Annotated in this window: 14 protein-coding genes; all 14 read left to right on the forward strand. The window is 30.4% G+C overall.

The features are described from left to right. Nucleotides 1–145 precede the first annotated feature (145 nt). The 14 genes from KQI38_RS02015 to KQI38_RS02080 all read left to right on the forward strand — a co-directional run bounded on the left by KQI38_RS02015 (nt 146) and on the right by KQI38_RS02080 (nt 17,757). Nucleotides 146–520 carry a flagellar protein FlaG gene (locus KQI38_RS02015; protein WP_216554912.1) on the forward strand — a complete coding sequence of 125 codons (375 nt, stop codon included), beginning with the start codon at nt 146–148 and terminating at the stop codon, nt 518–520. Between the two features lie 11 nt (nt 521–531). Further along, nucleotides 532–2,148, forward strand: coding sequence for a flagellar filament capping protein FliD (gene fliD / locus KQI38_RS02020; RefSeq protein WP_216554919.1), 1,617 nt, complete (start codon nt 532–534; stop codon nt 2,146–2,148). A gap of 16 nt (nt 2,149–2,164) precedes the next feature. Continuing rightward, nucleotides 2,165–2,554, forward strand: coding sequence for a flagellar export chaperone FliS (gene fliS / locus KQI38_RS02025; RefSeq protein WP_216554921.1), 390 nt, complete (start codon nt 2,165–2,167; stop codon nt 2,552–2,554). A gap of 8 nt (nt 2,555–2,562) precedes the next feature. Then, on the forward strand, nt 2,563–3,033 hold the full coding sequence (gene flgN, locus KQI38_RS02030) for a flagellar export chaperone FlgN (RefSeq protein WP_216554923.1): 471 nt from the start codon (nt 2,563–2,565) through the stop codon (nt 3,031–3,033). A 234-nt stretch (nt 3,034–3,267) separates the two neighbouring features. After that, the gene (locus KQI38_RS02035; RefSeq protein WP_216554925.1) at nt 3,268–4,608 is read left to right on the forward strand and encodes an MATE family efflux transporter; all 1,341 of its coding nucleotides are present in this window, start codon (nt 3,268–3,270) and stop codon (nt 4,606–4,608) included. A 299-nt stretch (nt 4,609–4,907) separates the two neighbouring features. Beyond that, nucleotides 4,908–5,612: a TraX family protein gene (locus tag KQI38_RS02040; RefSeq protein WP_216554927.1), complete on the forward strand. Its 705-nt coding sequence runs from the start codon at nt 4,908–4,910 to the stop codon at nt 5,610–5,612. 152 nt (nt 5,613–5,764) lie between these two features. Then, nucleotides 5,765–6,463, forward strand: a complete 699-nt coding sequence (locus KQI38_RS02045; RefSeq protein ID WP_216554929.1) for a response regulator transcription factor — start codon at nt 5,765–5,767, stop codon at nt 6,461–6,463. A gap of 220 nt (nt 6,464–6,683) precedes the next feature. Next, nucleotides 6,684–7,445 carry a sensor histidine kinase gene (locus tag KQI38_RS02050; protein ID WP_246565514.1) on the forward strand — a complete coding sequence of 254 codons (762 nt, stop codon included), beginning with the start codon at nt 6,684–6,686 and terminating at the stop codon, nt 7,443–7,445. Between the two features lie 99 nt (nt 7,446–7,544). Then, the gene (locus KQI38_RS02055) at nt 7,545–8,318 is read left to right on the forward strand and encodes an ABC transporter ATP-binding protein (protein WP_216555154.1); all 774 of its coding nucleotides are present in this window, start codon (nt 7,545–7,547) and stop codon (nt 8,316–8,318) included. Then, entirely contained in the window at nt 8,293–10,185 is a 1,893-nt protein-coding gene (locus tag KQI38_RS02060) for an FtsX-like permease family protein (RefSeq protein ID WP_216554933.1), read from the forward strand. Before KQI38_RS02055 ends, KQI38_RS02060 begins: the two co-directional genes overlap by 26 nt. A 377-nt stretch (nt 10,186–10,562) precedes the next feature. Next, on the forward strand, nt 10,563–11,096 hold the full coding sequence (hpf, locus tag KQI38_RS02065; protein WP_216554935.1) for a ribosome hibernation-promoting factor, HPF/YfiA family: 534 nt from the start codon (nt 10,563–10,565) through the stop codon (nt 11,094–11,096). A gap of 130 nt (nt 11,097–11,226) precedes the next feature. Then, a complete protein-coding gene (secA, locus tag KQI38_RS02070; RefSeq protein WP_216554946.1) occupies nt 11,227–13,965 on the forward strand; it encodes a preprotein translocase subunit SecA in 2,739 nt (912 codons plus the stop codon). A 112-nt stretch (nt 13,966–14,077) separates the two neighbouring features. Then, a protein-coding gene (gene prfB, locus KQI38_RS02075) for a peptide chain release factor 2 (RefSeq protein ID WP_246565516.1) occupies nt 14,078–15,185 on the forward strand; the annotation gives its coding sequence in 2 pieces (ribosomal slippage) (nt 14,078–14,152 and nt 14,154–15,185; 1,107 coding nt in all). A gap of 472 nt (nt 15,186–15,657) precedes the next feature. Further along, the gene (locus tag KQI38_RS02080; RefSeq protein ID WP_216554948.1) at nt 15,658–17,757 is read left to right on the forward strand and encodes a Tex family protein; all 2,100 of its coding nucleotides are present in this window, start codon (nt 15,658–15,660) and stop codon (nt 17,755–17,757) included. The last annotated feature ends 17 nt before the right edge of the window (nt 17,758–17,774 follow it).

Below are 17,774 nucleotides of genomic sequence, written 5' to 3' on the forward strand. Positions count from 1 at the left end.
ACAATATTATACCCCAAAAAACAATGATAACAATAATTTATAGACTAAGAAGGATATATATGTAAAAAATTAACTCATATTATTAAAGAATATGAGATATTAGTCGATATAATGTGTAGGAGATTATTAAGGGGAGGTAATATAGATGCAGGTTAGTACTATGGCAAATATCTCAACAAACTCAAGGATTAGCCAAGCTCAAACCAATACTGTCACATCAGGGAATGGAGAAATTAAAATACCAAGACAGGCAAGACAAAGTGAGGAGCAAAGATATAAAGAGGATAAAAAATTTTCGCAAGAAGAAGTTATAGATATAATACAAAAAGCAAATAAGGACTTTGTTGCTTACGATAGAAGATTTGAATTTTCAATACATGAAGCAACTAAAGAAATAATGGTAAAAGTCATAGATGTAACAACAGATGAAGTGATTAGGGAACTTCCACCAGAAAAGATACTAGATATGGTTGCAGCAATTTGGGAAGTTGCAGGAATTATAGTAGATAAAAAAATATAGGCGGTGATTATATGAGTAATTTAAGAATATCAGGTCTAGCATCAGGTATGGATACAGATGCTATGGTTCAAAGTTTAATGAAAGTAGAAAGGTTAAAGGTCAGTAGATACGAACAAAGTAGACAAGTAGCTCTCTGGAGACAGGAAGCATATAATAATATGAATAAGATGTTTGCAAGTTTTATATTAAATACTAAGAAGGATATGGGATTGACTAAGATCACTAGTACAGGTTTATCTTTTGGGAATTCATATTCAAATCTTGACTATATAAGGAAGGCAACGTCGTCAAATGAAACAGCAGCAACTGTATCTAGTACAAGTAAGGCTGTTAATGGAAGTTTTAGCTTGGAGGTTGAAGAATTAGCTAAAGGAGCTACTATTGTAGACGATGGAATTAATGAAGAGACTTTAAAAGATATTAAAGATATAGAGATCAAACTATCAATTGGCGAAACTGAAAAAACAATGGTAATTGATAAGTCAAAGGTTAGTAATATGAATGATTTAGTTAAACAAATTAATTCATATAAAGATGAAAATGGTAAATCAATAGAAGTTACATCTTTTTATGATAAGGAAAATAAGAAATTATTTTTACAAACCAGTGAAACAGGGGATAAAGTAGAATTAATGCTTTCTTATGATAAAGAAGGAAGTGACTATAAATGTGTTAACAATCAAAAAGGTAATGATGCAAAAGTATTGTATAATGGTGTTGAGCTAAAATATTCCTCCAATCGTTTTGAATTAAACGGATTAAACATTGAGCTTAAAGCCCAAGGCATTACAAATATTAAAGTAGACACCAATGTTGATGGTATAATGGAAAAAATTGAAAAGTTAATAAATGACTACAATGAATTAGTAGATAAGTCATCTAAAGCATTAAATGAAAAGAGATATTCGAAATATCAACCCCTTTCTCAAGAAGAGAAAAAGGCTATGCATGAAGATGATGTTAAGTTATGGGAAGAAAAGGCTAAATCGGGGATGCTAAATAGTGATGCGATCATTCAAAGAGCACTTCAAGATGCAAGAGTTGATATATATAGAACAGTAGAAAATGCTAAAGGTTCTTTTAATCATATTACACAAATAGGAATAAGTACTGAAAAGTATGCTAGAGGTACTACTGGTGGAAAACTTCAAATAGATAAAGAAAAGCTTAGAGAAGCAATTGAAAAAGACCCAGAGGCAGTAATGGAGTTATTATTTACAGAGCCTGAAAAAGTAAAGAGATCTGATTACCCTGAAGGAGATGAGGGGAGTAGATTATATGAAGCAGCAGAAAGAAAAAATAGAAGAGATAACGGTGGTATATTTACAAGGGTATATGATAATCTAATGGATGGAATGAAATCTATTATAGATAAATCTGGACCAGGTGAAGATGCAGAATTATTTAGGTCTGTGAAGTCTAATATTCTTATAGATTTTGTAACTAAAAAATCGAGCATCTCAGATTTAGATAAAGAAGTATTAGATGCGGATAGAAAAATAGACGATTTAAACGTCATGTTATATAGAAAAGAAAATGCATATTATGCTAAGTTTGCAAATATGGAAAAAATGTTACATCAGATGAATAGTCAAAGCAATTGGTTGACACAACAGTTAATGCGATAAGTAAGGGGAGAATAGAATGACATATCAAGCATTAAACCAATATAAGCAGAACGCTGTCCTGACGGCTACTCCAGAAGAGCTTACACTGATGCTATATGATGGTGCTATTAAATTTATGAATATTGGGAAATATAGCATAGAGAATAAGGAGCTAGAAAGAGCACATTCTTCACTAATAAGGGCACAGGACATTATTCTAGAATTAAATTATTCTCTAGATATGAACTATGAGGTATCTAAAGAGCTTAGGGAATTATACGAATTTGTTTTAGCTAAATTAGTAGATGCGAATATAAATAAAAATACTAAATCCATAGACGAAGCACTTACCATAGTAAATGATATGAGAGATACTTGGAAAGAGGTTATCAAACAAATAAAGCAAAAAGTTTATCAAGCTAAGTAGGTGTGCAAATGACTTATGATAATGTAAAAAAAATGATAGAGCTTTCTCTGAAGAAAAAGGATATATTAATTGAAATTTTGAGATTAACTACAACTCAAGCAGAGACAATAGAAAATGATAATATGGATGATTTAAGTAAAATATTAATCCAAAAAGAAAAACTAATTGAAGATATAGATACCTTGGATAGGGATTTTATATCATTATATAATGATATAAAATCAGAGGAAGGCATAGACAATTTAGAAAAGATTAATATAGAGAAATATGCTAATATAAAATCTTTAAAGGAAATTGTCACCGAAATAAATACTATATTAAATGATATATCTATGATAGATCGTAATAATACAATTAAAATGAAATCAAATGTTGATAAAGTTAAATCAGATCTTAAGCAAGTAAAGGAAGTTAAAAGAGCATATAAAGGATATAACTATGAAGCTGTGGAAAGTATTCTAATAGATGAAAAGCAATAGAAAGGATGCAATCTAGATTTTTCGTACAAAATCTTTATATTAAAAAATAGCATAAAAATAAATTGACATAGATATTCTATTATGCTATAATGTACAGAAATTACGTAAAATGAATAAATCTCTAAGTATTGTGCTCGCCGGAGGATAATACTCTTTAAAAGAGATAAGAAATCGCATCGATAGGCCTGAGGTTGCGTCAGGTCTATTTTTTTTTATTTATAAGGGGGAGTGTATATGAAAAATACTGAAACATTACTTAATAAAAAGGAAAGTCAATCTAAGGACATACTTAAACTATTATTGTCCTATATTATTCCTGGAATAGCAGGACTTTTATTTAATTCAATATATATTGTAGTTGATGGGTTATTCGTAGCAAGAATGCTTGGAAGAGATCCACTTGCTGCTGTGACAGTTGCTGTACCTATTGTAGAAATATTGATTGCATTAAGCATGCTTGTATCTGTGGGGGCAGGTGTAATGATTTCTAATAGTAATGGCATGGGGAAGTACGATGAGGGGAGGAGAATTTTCAACTTATCTGCCAGACTTTTAGTCATAGTGTCTATATCTATAGCAATATTTAGTTTAGTACTAAGATACCCTATTGCAAAAATATTAGGATCTACTCCTGATATAATGGATATGGTAGTAGAATATACTACATATCTTTTTGCATTTAGTCCTACTTTTATGTTTAGTTATGCTATGTGTACATGGCTAAGAAATGATTCAAAGCCGAAACTTGTGATGTTTGCTCAAATTGTTGGAGCATTGTCAAATGTGTTTCTTGATTGGTATTTCATGGGACCATTAAAAATGGGTGTAGGTGGAGCAGCACTAGCGACTGGTCTGGGCCCTGTATTTAGTATACTGATAATGCTTCCACATTTCATATTTAAAAAAGGGAACTTATATATTGAGAAGACAAAAATGAACTTACAAGTTATTTGTGAGATTCTATTAAAAGGTATTCCATCTTTTACTATGGAATTCGCATTAGGTATAACTGCTCTATGTGTTAATATTGCAATTGGAATGCATATGGGAGCTCTAGGTTTTGCAGCATTTGGAATAGTAGGGTATATAGCTCTCATTGTTTTATCAATATTTTTAGGTATGGCAGAAGGTTCACAACCATTGATAAGTTTTTTCTACGGAGCTAATGAAAAAAATAGTATAAAAGTGATTTTAAAAATCAGCTTAGGAATATCATCGACAATTGGAATAGTGTCATATTTATTGCTATTTAAATATGCAGAGATTCCAGTATCTATATTTGCAGATAATGATATTGAACTGGTTAGAGAAGCCGTCAAAGCTTCTATGTACTATTTCCCTGCTTTATTTGTATCAGGTATCAATATACTTATGGCATCTTATATGCAGTCTATAGGATATTGGAAGAAATCCGTACTTATATCACTATGTAGGAGTCTGATTATACTGTTTCCCTTATTACTAGTTTTACCAATATTTTTAGGAGGAAATGGTATTTGGATAGCAGTTCCTATTGCAGAAATACTAACAGTTCCTATAGTTTATATGCTTTGGAAGAATAAAAAAATGATATAATGAAATATCATAAGGATATACTTTTATTATAATCAATAAAAGATTATTATAAGTAAGTTCTTAAAAAATTTTAGATAAATTACTTAAGATTTTTTGATAATTATTATATTGGACCATAGAAAATATTGATAAAAAGTAAAAAATAAAAGATAATATCTATGCACTCATAGATATTATCTTTTATTTTATTTATTACATAATTGTAAGAAAACTATTAAAAAATGTAATTTAAATAAATTGATAAAATACATTTTAAATCTTAAAATTATTATATGAATAAGCAAAGGAAGGAGATTTTTATGAATGCATTTATATTAAAGATTATAATGGCAATTCTTATGGTTTTTGATCATGTAGCAAGTGTCATAGGAAATGTTCCTATTTGGTTTACATGGTTAGGGAGGTTAGTAGCTCCTATATTCTTCTATTTAGTAGTAGAGGGATTTTTTCATACAAGTAATAGAAAAAAATATGCTTTAAGATTATATCTTTGGTCAATAACAATGTTTGCTGGATCGGCATTATTATCTATATTGGTTCCCAGTGCACCATATATAAAGAACAATATATTTTTATCCCTTGCCCATGGGGTTACTATGTTAATAGGTATAGACTATATTAAAACTTCAAAGGATTATAAAAAAGGTCTACCTCTAGCTATAATATTTGGAGTTTTAGGTTTGATTACAGAGGCTTCAATACTTGGTGTCTTAATGTTTTTAATATTTTATTTCTACAGAGATAAGAAAATATTATTATCAACAGTGTATGTATTAGTATTTACACTTTTGATAGTTCCAATATCACTTAATACTGGTGAAGGAACAGTATATGAGAAACTATTATTATATGATCCACAGATACTTATGATATTTGCTATACCATTTATTCTTTTATATAATGGAGAAAGAGGACCTAATAATAAATTTACTAAATACTTCTTTTATGTATTTTATCCATTACATCTATGGATATTAGCTATAATAAAAGCTTTCATGGTATAAGATTTATTTTCATAGATATAATAGGCTGACAGTAAAACTGTCAGCCTATAAAAATGTAATGATTTAAATATAAAACTTATAGTTTATCTTGTTATTATGTAAAAAGGGTATAATACAATTGGGTTTATTAACTGTAGAGGATGGTGATCTTAATGAGTTATAGGATAATGATAGTAGAAGATGATATAAATATTGCTGAGCTTTTGGGCTCACATATTTTTAAATATGGATATACACCTTATATAGCTAAAAATTTTGATGATATATTAAGTGAATTTAATGAGATAGAACCTCATTTAGTATTGCTAGATATAAATTTGCCTAAATTTGATGGATATTATTGGTGCAGAAAGATCAGGCAGGCTTCTAATTGTCCAATTGTATTTATTTCTGCTAGGAGTGGAGAAATAGACCAGATTATGGGAATCGAAAGTGGCGGTGATGATTATATCACTAAGCCTTTTTATTATGATGTTGTAGTAGCTAAAATAAAAAGCCAACTAAGAAGAGCCTATGGAAGCTACTCTACAAATTCTTCTGAAAGAATAGTAGAATTGGAAGGAGTAAGCTTATATCCTGAAAGACCAGAGATTGGATATAAAGATAAAAGTATATTACTAACTAAGAAAGAGGCAGTTCTTGCAGAAATACTTATGAGAAACTATCCAAAAACAGTATCAAGACAATTGTTATTAGAGAAATTATGGGATGATGAATCCTTTGTAGAGGAGAATACTCTGAATGTAAATGTAGCAAGGCTAAGAAAACGATTTGAAGAGTTGGGTATAGATAATGCCATAGAAACTATAAGGGGAGTTGGTTATAAAATAGTAGTTACTTGGAGGAACTAGTATGAAGTTATTTTTAAAGGAACATATTTCATACATTTTAATATATATCTTTAATTTTTCTATATTATTTATTTTTTATAATTGGATAGGAGGGTTTGATAGCTTTTCAAATAGTATATATTTTATTTTCTTATGTTTGCTTATACTTTTTTTGTTTTTAATATATAAGTATTTTTCAAGTATAGAACTATATAAGAGATTATCGTCGAAATCTAAAAACATGGAAGAAATTCTAGTTTCCTTGGGAATATCTCCATTATCAATAGAAATAAGCAATTTATTAAGAGAGCAATATAGGTTATATCAAAGAGATATTGAAAAATATAAAGACAAACAAAAAGAAAATTTAACCTTTATAAATCAATGGGCACATCAAATGAAAACACCTCTTTCTGTAATAAATTTAATAGTACAGGAAAATGAAAATGAGCCCTATATGGATAATATAAAGAATGAATTAGAAAAGTTAAATAGAGGATTAGATATGGCTTTGTATATGGCACGGCTTGATTCTTTTACTCATGATTTTCATGCTGATAAGATAATGATAGCGCCCTTGATAAAACAAGTTATCAATGATATGAAGAGATATTTTATTATAAATAATGTTTTTCCTGAGATAGATATTCAAGAGAATTTGACTGTTTTTTCAGATTCCAAGTGGTTTATGTTCATTCTTGAGCAACTAATTACAAATGGTGTTAAATATTCCTATATGAAAAGTAACAAAATATATATAAAAGCCTATAAGGAATTGGATAAAGTAAAATTAGAAATAATTGATAGAGGGATAGGGATTCCTAAAAAAGATATAAAAAGAGTTTTTCAGCCTTTTTATACTGGAGAGAATGGAAGAAAATTTGGAGAGTCTACTGGTATGGGGTTATATATTGTTGAAGAAGTATGTAAAAAATTATCTCATGATATAGAGATTAAATCGGAAGAAAACTTAGGAACTACTGTGAGGATAATATTTAACTAAGATTACAAGGATGTAATATAGATGAAATAAAAATCGATAGTAGATATTTTCAAGGGATAATATAATAAGGCTATATTATATAAGAGAGGAATGGCATATATGAGAGAAATACTTAAAATAAGCAAACTTAATAAAGTATATGAAGGCAAAGTCGCCTATAAAGCCTTGAAGAATATTAACCTTAATATTGAAGAGGGAGAATTTGTCGGTATAATGGGACCCTCAGGAAGTGGAAAGACTACATTATTGAATATTATATCTACTATTGATTTACCTACATCAGGAGAAGTTATTATTAATGGTTCTAATCCTCATGATTTAAATAATAGTGAATTAGCTATGTTTAGAAGGAAAGAATTAGGTTTTGTATTTCAGGATTTTAATCTATTAGATACACTAACTATAGGAGAAAATATAATACTTCCTTTGACTTTGGATAAATATCCAGTAAAAGAGATGGAGAAAAAGCTCAAAGAAATAGTGAAAAAATTAGGGATTGAAGAAATACTGGATAAGAGAACTTATGAAATATCTGGAGGGCAAGCTCAGAGAGCAGCAATTGCCAGGGCAATAATAAATAGTCCCAGTCTATTATTAGCTGACGAACCAACTGGAAACTTGGATTCTAAGGCAGCTAAGGATGTTATGGAACTATTTTATAATATAAATGCTAAAGAAAAGGTTACTGCCTTAATGGTTACTCATGATCCGTATACAGCTAGTTTTTGTCACAGGGTAATATTTATAAAGGATGGAGAGCTATATAATGAAATTTATCGTGGAAATAAACGAGAATTATTCTATCAAGAAATCATGGATATTCTTTCCTTGTTAGGAGGAGATAAAAATGACTTTACATCAATTGGCTTTTAATAATATTAAAAGAAATATGAATACTTATACTGCATATTTTTTTAGTTGTATATTTGCAGTATTTATATTTTTTTCCTTTGCAATATCTTTATTCCATCCATTATTATTTAACTCCTATAAAACGGGGTCTTCAATATTTATAGCATTAACTATAGGAGAGGTTATAATTTTTACCTTTGCTTTTTTGTTTGTACTATATTCATTAAGTACATTTTTGAAAGCTAGAAAGAAAGAATTTGGAGTTTTAACTATATTGGGAATGACTAAGAAAGATTTTAATAGACTAATATTTGTTGAAAATATAATGATAGGAGTTTTATCTATTTTATCAGGTTTGATAATTGGATTGGTTTTATCTAAACTATTTTTGATGTTCACTAGCAAGTTCTTAGGAGTTGAAAGTTTAGGCTTTTATTTTCCATTAAAAGCTATAGTTCTGACTATTATCTGTTTTTCTATAATATTTATACTGATTTCATTTATTACACCAAAACTAATTAATATGGAAAAGACAGTGGAACTTTTAAAGGCAGGAAAAAAACCTAAGAAAACTCCTAAAACTTCAATATTATTAGCCTTTATATCTATTTTTATGATAGGTTCTGGATACTATCTAGGTTTAACAGGAGATAGATATACACAAAATTTTATTCCCTATTTAATGGTGGGATTAATAGTTTTAGGTACTCTACTGTTATTTAATCAGTTTAGTGTACTTGTATTGAATCTATTGAAAAAAAGTAAAAAGATCTATTTAAATAAAACAAATTTACTATGGATTTCTAATCTTTCTTATAAAATAAAAGATAATGCAAGAATGTTATTTTTAGTGTCTATCACTTCTACCGTAACTTTTATATCTGTAGGTTTACTTTATTCAATGAAGACAAATCAGATTTCTTCAACTAAGATTCACTTTCCATTTCCTTTTACCTATGTATCCATGGAAGGAAATCAAATGGAATCTACGCATTTGTCCAGAATAGAAGAAAACCTTAAAGCTAAAGGGTTTTCTTATGACAAATACGAGATAGAATATATAAAGGATATAATGGAAGGGAAAAAAGATTTCTATGCAATAAAGCAATCAGATTTTAATAATATGGGATATGCCTTATGTATAAAAGATATAAATGTTAATGAAAGTGAAGGAGTATTAATAAATTCTTATATGGACAGGAGAGAATGGGAAAAAGTAAAAGCATTCTATTCAGAAGTTTATCTAGATAGCAATGGATTAAAGTTTAATATAGTAGATACTATAGATGAAAATGTAGTTACTCAAGGATTATTAAATACTATCATAGTAGTGGATGACCAGACTTTTAATAGTTTAAAAGGCAATATAGAGAAAGTATATCTTTATGATACAGAAAGATGGACGGAAACGGGAGAGATAGCTGTATCCTTGAAAAATGAATTTCAGCATAAATACGAAGATCCTTTTATATTCCTTACAGCCGGAGACATGTATGAAGTAGAATTACAGCAAGCAAATATATTATTATATATTGGATTTTTTATTGGAGTAATATTCTTTATAGGAGCAGGAAGCTTTTTATATTTTAGATTTTATAGTTCTCTAAATGATGAAAAGGAAAAATATAAAAATATTTCAAAACTGGGTTTATCTAATAAAGAGTTAAAAAAAGTTACAACAATTGAAACAGCGATTTTATTCTTTACTCCATATATTGTTGCTGCAATCCATTCTTTAATAGCTATAGAGATGTTAAAATCATCCTCTCAAGATATTATAGGTTCTAAATCTGTTGTAGTATTGATTGGGTTTTTTATAGTGCAAGGGATCTATTTTTTAGGAGTTAGGCAGAGGTTTAATAAGCATTTAGTAAAATATATAAGATAAAGAATATATCATGTTTTAAATAGACTTTTTAGAGATACTTCAATGAGATATAATATGAGAAAAGTAATTATTATAGTTATCCACCATTTGTCCATAACATATCCACAGGCAAAAAAGGATAAAATTAAATTATTGACAGTTTTACACAGGTTTATACACATTATCCACAGAAATAATTCACAATCCACAATTTAAATTCACATTTTATTAACAAAATGCATTTTTCAGAAAAGATTGTTAATAAAATTAGGATATTATGTTTTGTTTTAAATTTAAAAAAACTTAATATAATGTTATTATATTAAGTTTTAGGGTAATATATATAACAAATAGTATAAGCTATTATCTATAATGCTTATATGAAAGGAGCTGGGTTTATGAAATTAAATTTCACTGGAAAAAATATGGAAATAACAGATGCATTACGCGATGTAACAGAGAAAAAGTTAGGAAAATTGGACAAATATTTCCAAAAAGATATTGAGGGAAATGTCACTTTCAGTTCAGAAAAGAATAGGAAAATAATTGAGGTAACCATAAACCTACCTGGCACTATTATTAGAGCTGAAGAGTCAACAGACGATATGTATGCATCAATTGATAAGACAGTTGATGTATTAGAAAGGCAAATTAGGAAACATAAGACAAAATTACAAAAAAGATACCAAAATAATGAAACCATTAGATTTGAAAATGTATTGCCTCTACCAATGGAGGATGATTCCGAAAAACCAAAACTAGTAAGAAAGAAGAGATTTGGACTAAAACCAATGTCATCAGAAGAAGCAATATTACAAATGGAGCTACTTAGACATAATTTCTACGTATTCTTAGATTCAGATAATGAAGGTGTAAGTATAGTTTATAAACGAAAAGACGGTAATTATGGATTGATAGAGCCAGAGCTTTAATATAGAATTACTTAAAAGGCAGGACGTATACCCTGCCTTTTTTATGTCAATCTTATAGTTGAAAGGAATATTAATAAGTGATAAAATAATATGATAGCTGTAATATTGAAGTTGAAAGGTGTGGTTTGGAATGGCGAGCCTATTTGAAAAATTATTTGGTACCTATAGTGATAGGGAATTAAAAAAGATTACACCTCTAGTAGATAAAATAGAATCACTAGATGGAGAGATGCAAAAATTAACAGATCAGCAGTTAAAAGAAAAGACATTAGAATTTAAGAATAGATTAAATCAAAGTGAAACCCTTGATGATATTTTACCAGAGGCTTTTGCAGTAGTGAGAGAAGCATCATATAGAGTGCTTGGTATAAAACATTTTAGAGTTCAATTAATTGGCGGAATAATACTTCATCAAGGTAGAATCTCAGAGATGAAAACAGGAGAAGGTAAAACTTTAATGGCTACCTTACCAGCATATTTAAATGCCCTAACAGGTAAAGGTGTTCATATAGTTACAGTAAATGATTACTTAGCTAAAAGAGATAAAGAATGGATGGGTAAGGTATATGAATTTTTAGGTCTTACAGTTGGATGTATTGTTCATGGTATAAGTAATCAAGAAAGAAAGGCTGCTTATAACTACGATATTACCTATGGTACAAATAATGAATTTGGTTTTGATTATCTTAGAGATAATATGGTTATCTATAAAGAGGACATGGTTCAAAGACCGCTTTATTTTGCCATAGTTGACGAAGTGGATAGTATACTAGTAGATGAGGCTAGAACCCCTCTTATTATTTCAGGAACAGGAGATAAATCTACAAAGCTTTATGAAATGGCTGATAGCTTTGCAAGAACATTGACTAGTAGAATAATGGATCCTGGCGAAGAAAAGATGGATCCATTTAATAGAGAAATTAAAGAAGAAACTGTAGATTATGTAATAGACGAAAAAGCTAAGTCATGCTCTATTACTGAAAAGGGTACTGCAAAGGCAGAATCTTTCTTTGGTATTGAGAATTTATCCGATATAGAAAATATGGAAATAGCTCATCATGTTAATCAGGCTTTAAAAGCTAGATCTATAATGAAGAGAGATATTGATTATGTAGTGAAAGATGGAGAAGTAATTATTGTAGATGAATTTACTGGAAGACTTATGTATGGTAGAAGATATAGTGATGGACTTCATCAAGCAATAGAAGCTAAGGAAAAATTAAATGTAAAGAGTGAGTCCAAGACTCTGGCAACTATTACATTCCAAAATTATTTTAGAATGTATACTAAACTTTCTGGTATGACTGGTACTGCTAAAACAGAAGAAGCTGAGTTTAGAGAAATATATGATATGGACGTAGTTGAAATACCTACAAATAAACCTGTAATAAGACAGGATTTAGCAGATGTTATTTATCGTAGTGAAGAAGCTAAGTTTAGAGCTGTAGTAAGAGAGATCAAGGAGAAACATGCAACAGGTCAGCCTATATTAGTAGGTACTATTACTATTGAAAGATCAGAGTTGCTTTCCAAAATGCTTAAAAAAGAAGGTATTCCTCATGAAGTATTAAATGCAAAGCATCATGACAGGGAGGCAGAGATAGTAGCTCAAGCCGGTAGATTCGGTTCAGTTACTATAGCTACCAATATGGCTGGTAGAGGTACAGATATAGTCCTTGGAGGTAATCCTGAATTCCTTGCAAAGCAAGAGATGAGAAAGAAAGGATTTACAGATGAAATCTTATCTTTAGTAGATAGTTTCTATGATACGGATAATGAAGAAGTTCTAGCAGCAAGAAAGACTTATCAAGAATTACATGATAAATATAAAGTAGAAACTGATGCAGAAAATAAAAAGGTATTAGAAGCTGGTGGACTTCACATAATTGGTACAGAAAGACATGAGTCAAGACGTATAGATAATCAGCTTAGAGGACGTGCTGGTAGACAGGGAGACCCTGGTTCTTCAAGGTTTTACATATCCTTAGAAGATGATTTGATGAGATTATTTGGTGGAGAAAGAATAATTAATCTAATAGATGGTTTAAAAATGCCAGAAGATGAGCCTTTGGAACATTCAATGCTTACAAAATCCATAGAAAATGCCCAAAAGAAGGTAGAGGGAAACAACTTTGGTATTAGAAAGCATGTATTAAAATATGATGATGTTATGAACAAACAAAGAGAAGTTATCTATGGAGAAAGAAGAAAAGTATTAGAGGGAGAGGATTTAAGATCTCATATCCAAGAGATGGCTAAATCTCTAGTAATGGATAATATTGAAATATATACTAGACAGAGTAAATACCCAGAGGAGTGGGATCTAGAGGGATTAGAAAATTATGTAATGAGCCTTTTCGATATCAATAAAAAATTCTTATCCTTCACAGATATAGAAAGTATTACAAAAGAAGCATTAATAGATAAAATAATGGAAAAGGCTGAAGAAAAATATAAGGCTAAAGAATTAGATTTTGGTGAAGAAAGATTTAGAGAGGTAGAAAGAGTAGTTTTACTTCAAGTAGTAGATAGTAAATGGATGGATCATATAGATGCTATGGATCAGTTAAGACAAGGAATTGGTCTTAGAGCATATGGGCAAGAGGACCCTGTTCGTGCATATCAGAATGAAGGATTTGATATGTTTAATGAAATGACCCATAGTATTTGGGAAGATACTGTAAGATTCCTCTATCAAGTAGAAAATCCTGAAAAGGTTCAAAGAAAGAAAGTAGCAGAACCTGTATCTACCAATGCAGATGAAATAAGCAAAACTATTGTAAATAAAGAGAAAAAAGTAGGAAGAAATGATCCTTGTCCATGTGGCAGTGGAAAGAAATATAAGAAATGCTGTGGACAGAATGAGTAGTTAATAGTGAATAACTAATAGTGAATAGTTAAAAGACAAAAGACCCTAAACATCTACTAAAAACTTTTCACTATTCACTTTTCACTATTAACTAAAAAAATGGGGTGATATATTGCAGGATATTTATTTAGATAAAGAAAAACTTAATGAAATAAAAGAGACTGTTGAAGAATTGGGTGTTTCACTTTGACATCCAAGGACTTAGGGATAAGGTTATTGATTTAGAGCAGCAATCCTATGAAGAGGATTTTTGGAAAGAGGTAGATAAAGCCCAAAAAACCATGCAGGAAATTAAGTCCTTGAAAAATCAAGTTAAAGAGTATGATGATTTGATAGAAGCAATAGAGGATTTAGAAACGTTAATAGATTTAGTCCTTGAAGAAGAAGCTTATGATATGTATAAGGAAATAGAAACAGGACTTAAGGATTTGTCCATAAAGGCAGATGAATTCAAATTAAGTACCCTATTATCCGGTGAGTTTGATAAGAATAATGCGATTCTTTCAATACACTCTGGAGCAGGAGGATTGGAAGCTCAAGATTGGGCTGAAATGCTCTTAAGGTTATATAGAAGATGGGCAGAGCAAAAAGGATTTCAAGTTGAAACCTTGGATCTTTTAGCAGATACTGAGGGTGGTATAAAATCTGTTACATTACTTATAAAGGGATATAATGCATATGGATATTTAAAATCTGAAAAAGGAGTTCATAGATTAGTAAGAATATCTCCATTTGACTCTGCTGGAAAGAGGCATACATCTTTTGCTAGTATAGATGTATATCCAGAGTTAGATGATGAAGTAAATATTGAGATTAATCCTTCAGATTTAAAAATAGATACTTATAGATCTGGTGGTGCTGGAGGTCAGCACGTAAATACAACAGACTCCGCGGTGAGAATTACACATATTCCCACGGGTATCATAGTTCAATGTCAAAATGAAAGATCTCAAATCAGTAATAGGCACACTGCTTTAAATATGCTAAAGGCTAAGTTAGTACAATTAAAAGAAGAAGAGCAAAAAGAAAAAATAGAAGACCTTCAGGGCAGCTATAATCAAATAGGCTGGGGATCACAAATAAGGTCTTATGTATTCCATCCATATAGTATGGTGAAAGATCATAGAACCAATGCAGAAGTTGGAGATGTATATGGTGTAATGGATGGAGATATTGATATTTTCATAAATGAATATTTAAAACAAAAAGCCCTTTCATAAAAAGGGCTTTTTAATCGTAAAGTATCAAACATTAATTTAACTTTGGGATTTAAGACTTTGCTTGTTATTAAAGCTTTTTTATAGTAAAAGAGGAATTTTTGATTTTACGTCGAATAATTAATAATAGGAAAGTTCGTTTATGACCTAACCCAGTGAACGTAGATCCTATCGGACACCACTAAATTAAGCCCTATGGGGTAAATAGAGGTTGTGAACTGTAGGTAGGTCAAACGCAACACTTGCTACGCTCACTAACGTTCGCTTCGCTGTTCGTTTTGTCTACAATTGGCTAGTACTTATTGGACGAAAAGGCAACGAATAGAATTTATTATTGAGAGTGTCCGTTAGGACCAAATCTATGCGAATCTGAGAGCCCTTACAGGACTACTGAATTATATCCTGCGGAGCAAAGCAAGGTTGCAAATAAATTTGTGTTTCGAGACTGCGATAATTAAGTGGAGGGAAGATGAATATGGATATTTTAAAAGTGCTTGTTGATGAGTTTAAATTAAAACCTTATCAAGTAAAAAATACAGTGGAATTATTAGATGAAGGTAATACTATACCATTTATAGCCAGATATAGGAAGGAACAGACAGGAGAGTTACAAGACGTTGTTATAAGAGATTTATCAAATAGGTTAACTTATTTAAGAAACCTAGAGGCAAGAAAAGAAGAAGTTATAAGGCTTATTGATGAGCAGGGAAAACTTACTGATGAACTGAGAAAAGAAATTATAGATTCAGAAACACTCCAAAGAATTGATGATTTATACAGACCATTTAGACCAAAGAGAAGAACTAGAGCTACTATTGCAAAGGAAAAAGGCTTGGAGCCTCTTGCAGAAATCATATTTACTCAATCCTTAGATAAGGAAGAATTTAAAAATAGAATAATTAGCTTTATAGATGAAGAAAAGGGAGTAAATAACGAAGAAGAAGCTTTAGCTGGTGCTATGGATATTATTGCTGAAATAGTATCTGATGATCCGGATAATAGGGAAATCATTAAGAAAATTATTAATGATAAGGGAATTTTAGTAGTAGAAGGAGTAGACAAGGAAGAAAAAACTGTATATGAGATGTATTATGATTATAAAGAGCCTGTAAAAGCCATAGCAAATCATAGAATATTAGCTATAAATAGAGGAGAAAAGGATAAAAAGTTAAAGGTTGCATTAAATATAGATGGTGTTGATTTAATAGAGTTACTAGGAGATAGACTGATAAAAGATAAAAGTAAAGATACTGCAATTTACATACAAAGAGCGGTGGATGATGGCTATAAGAGACTACTCTTTCCTTCAATAGAGAGAGAAATAAGAAATAACTTAACAGAAAGAGCTGAAGAGGAAGCTATAAAGGTTTTTGCAATAAACTTAAAACCGTTATTGCTTCAGCCGCCAATTAAAGGAAAAACCGTAATGGCAATAGATCCTGGATTTAGAACTGGATGTAAGGTTGCCGTAGTTGATGAAACAGGCAAAATGCTAGATTATATTACAGTGTATCCTACAGAGCCTCAAAATAAGATAGAGGAAACAAAGATTAAGTTAAAAGCGTTAATCCAAGAGTATAGTGTAGACATAATATCCATTGGAAATGGTACAGCATCTAGAGAAACTGAAATGGTAGTAGCTGAAATGTTAAAGGAAGTAAACAGAGAAGTCTCCTATATAATAGTTAGTGAAGCAGGAGCATCAATATATTCTGCATCAGAAGTAGGAATAAAAGAATTTCCAGATTTAGACGTATCCATTAGAGGAGCTGTATCTATTGGAAGAAGGCTGCAAGATCCTATGGCAGAATTGGTGAAAATTGAACCAAGACATATTGGTGTAGGACAATATCAGCATGATTTAAACCAAGGGAAACTTGATGAAGCTCTTACAGGAGTTGTAGAGGATTGTGTAAATAGTGTAGGAGTAGATTTAAATACTGCATCTCCATCTCTATTAAAATATGTAGCTGGAGTATCTACTAGAGTTGCAAATAGTTTAGTTAAAGCTAGAGAAGAAATGGGTAAGTTTACCAGCAGGAAAGAACTCCTCAAGGTAAAGGGATTAGGAGAAAAGACTTTTGTCCAATGTGCAGGATTCTTGCGTATCCCTGGAGGTGATAATCCTTTAGATAATACAGGAGTTCATCCAGAATCCTATGAGGTAGCAGAAAAGCTACTTAAGATGGATTACTCTAAAGGAGAAATAGAAAAGATATCAGAGGAATTAGATATTGGGATTCCAACCCTTGAGGATATAATCAAAGAACTTGAAAAGCCAGGGAGAGACCCTAGAGATGAGATGCCGAAACCTATTTTGAGGCAAGATGTTCTTAAAATAGAAGATTTGAAGAAAGATATGGTACTAAGTGGTACTGTAAGAAATGTAGTAGACTTTGGTGCCTTTGTGGATATAGGAGTAAAAGAAGACGGCTTAGTTCATATATCCCAACTTTCTAATAGATTTATTAAGCATCCTAAGGAAGTTGTTAAAGTAGGGGATATAGTTAAAGTTAGAATAGTGGAAGTAGATATGGAAAGAGGAAGAATCGCTCTAAGTATGAAGGAAGTTTAGGCAATTCACAGTTCATA

The sequence above is a fragment of the Tissierella carlieri genome (assembly GCF_018917285.1).
GTDB classification, from domain to species: Bacteria; Bacillota; Clostridia; order Tissierellales; family Tissierellaceae; genus Tissierella; species Tissierella carlieri.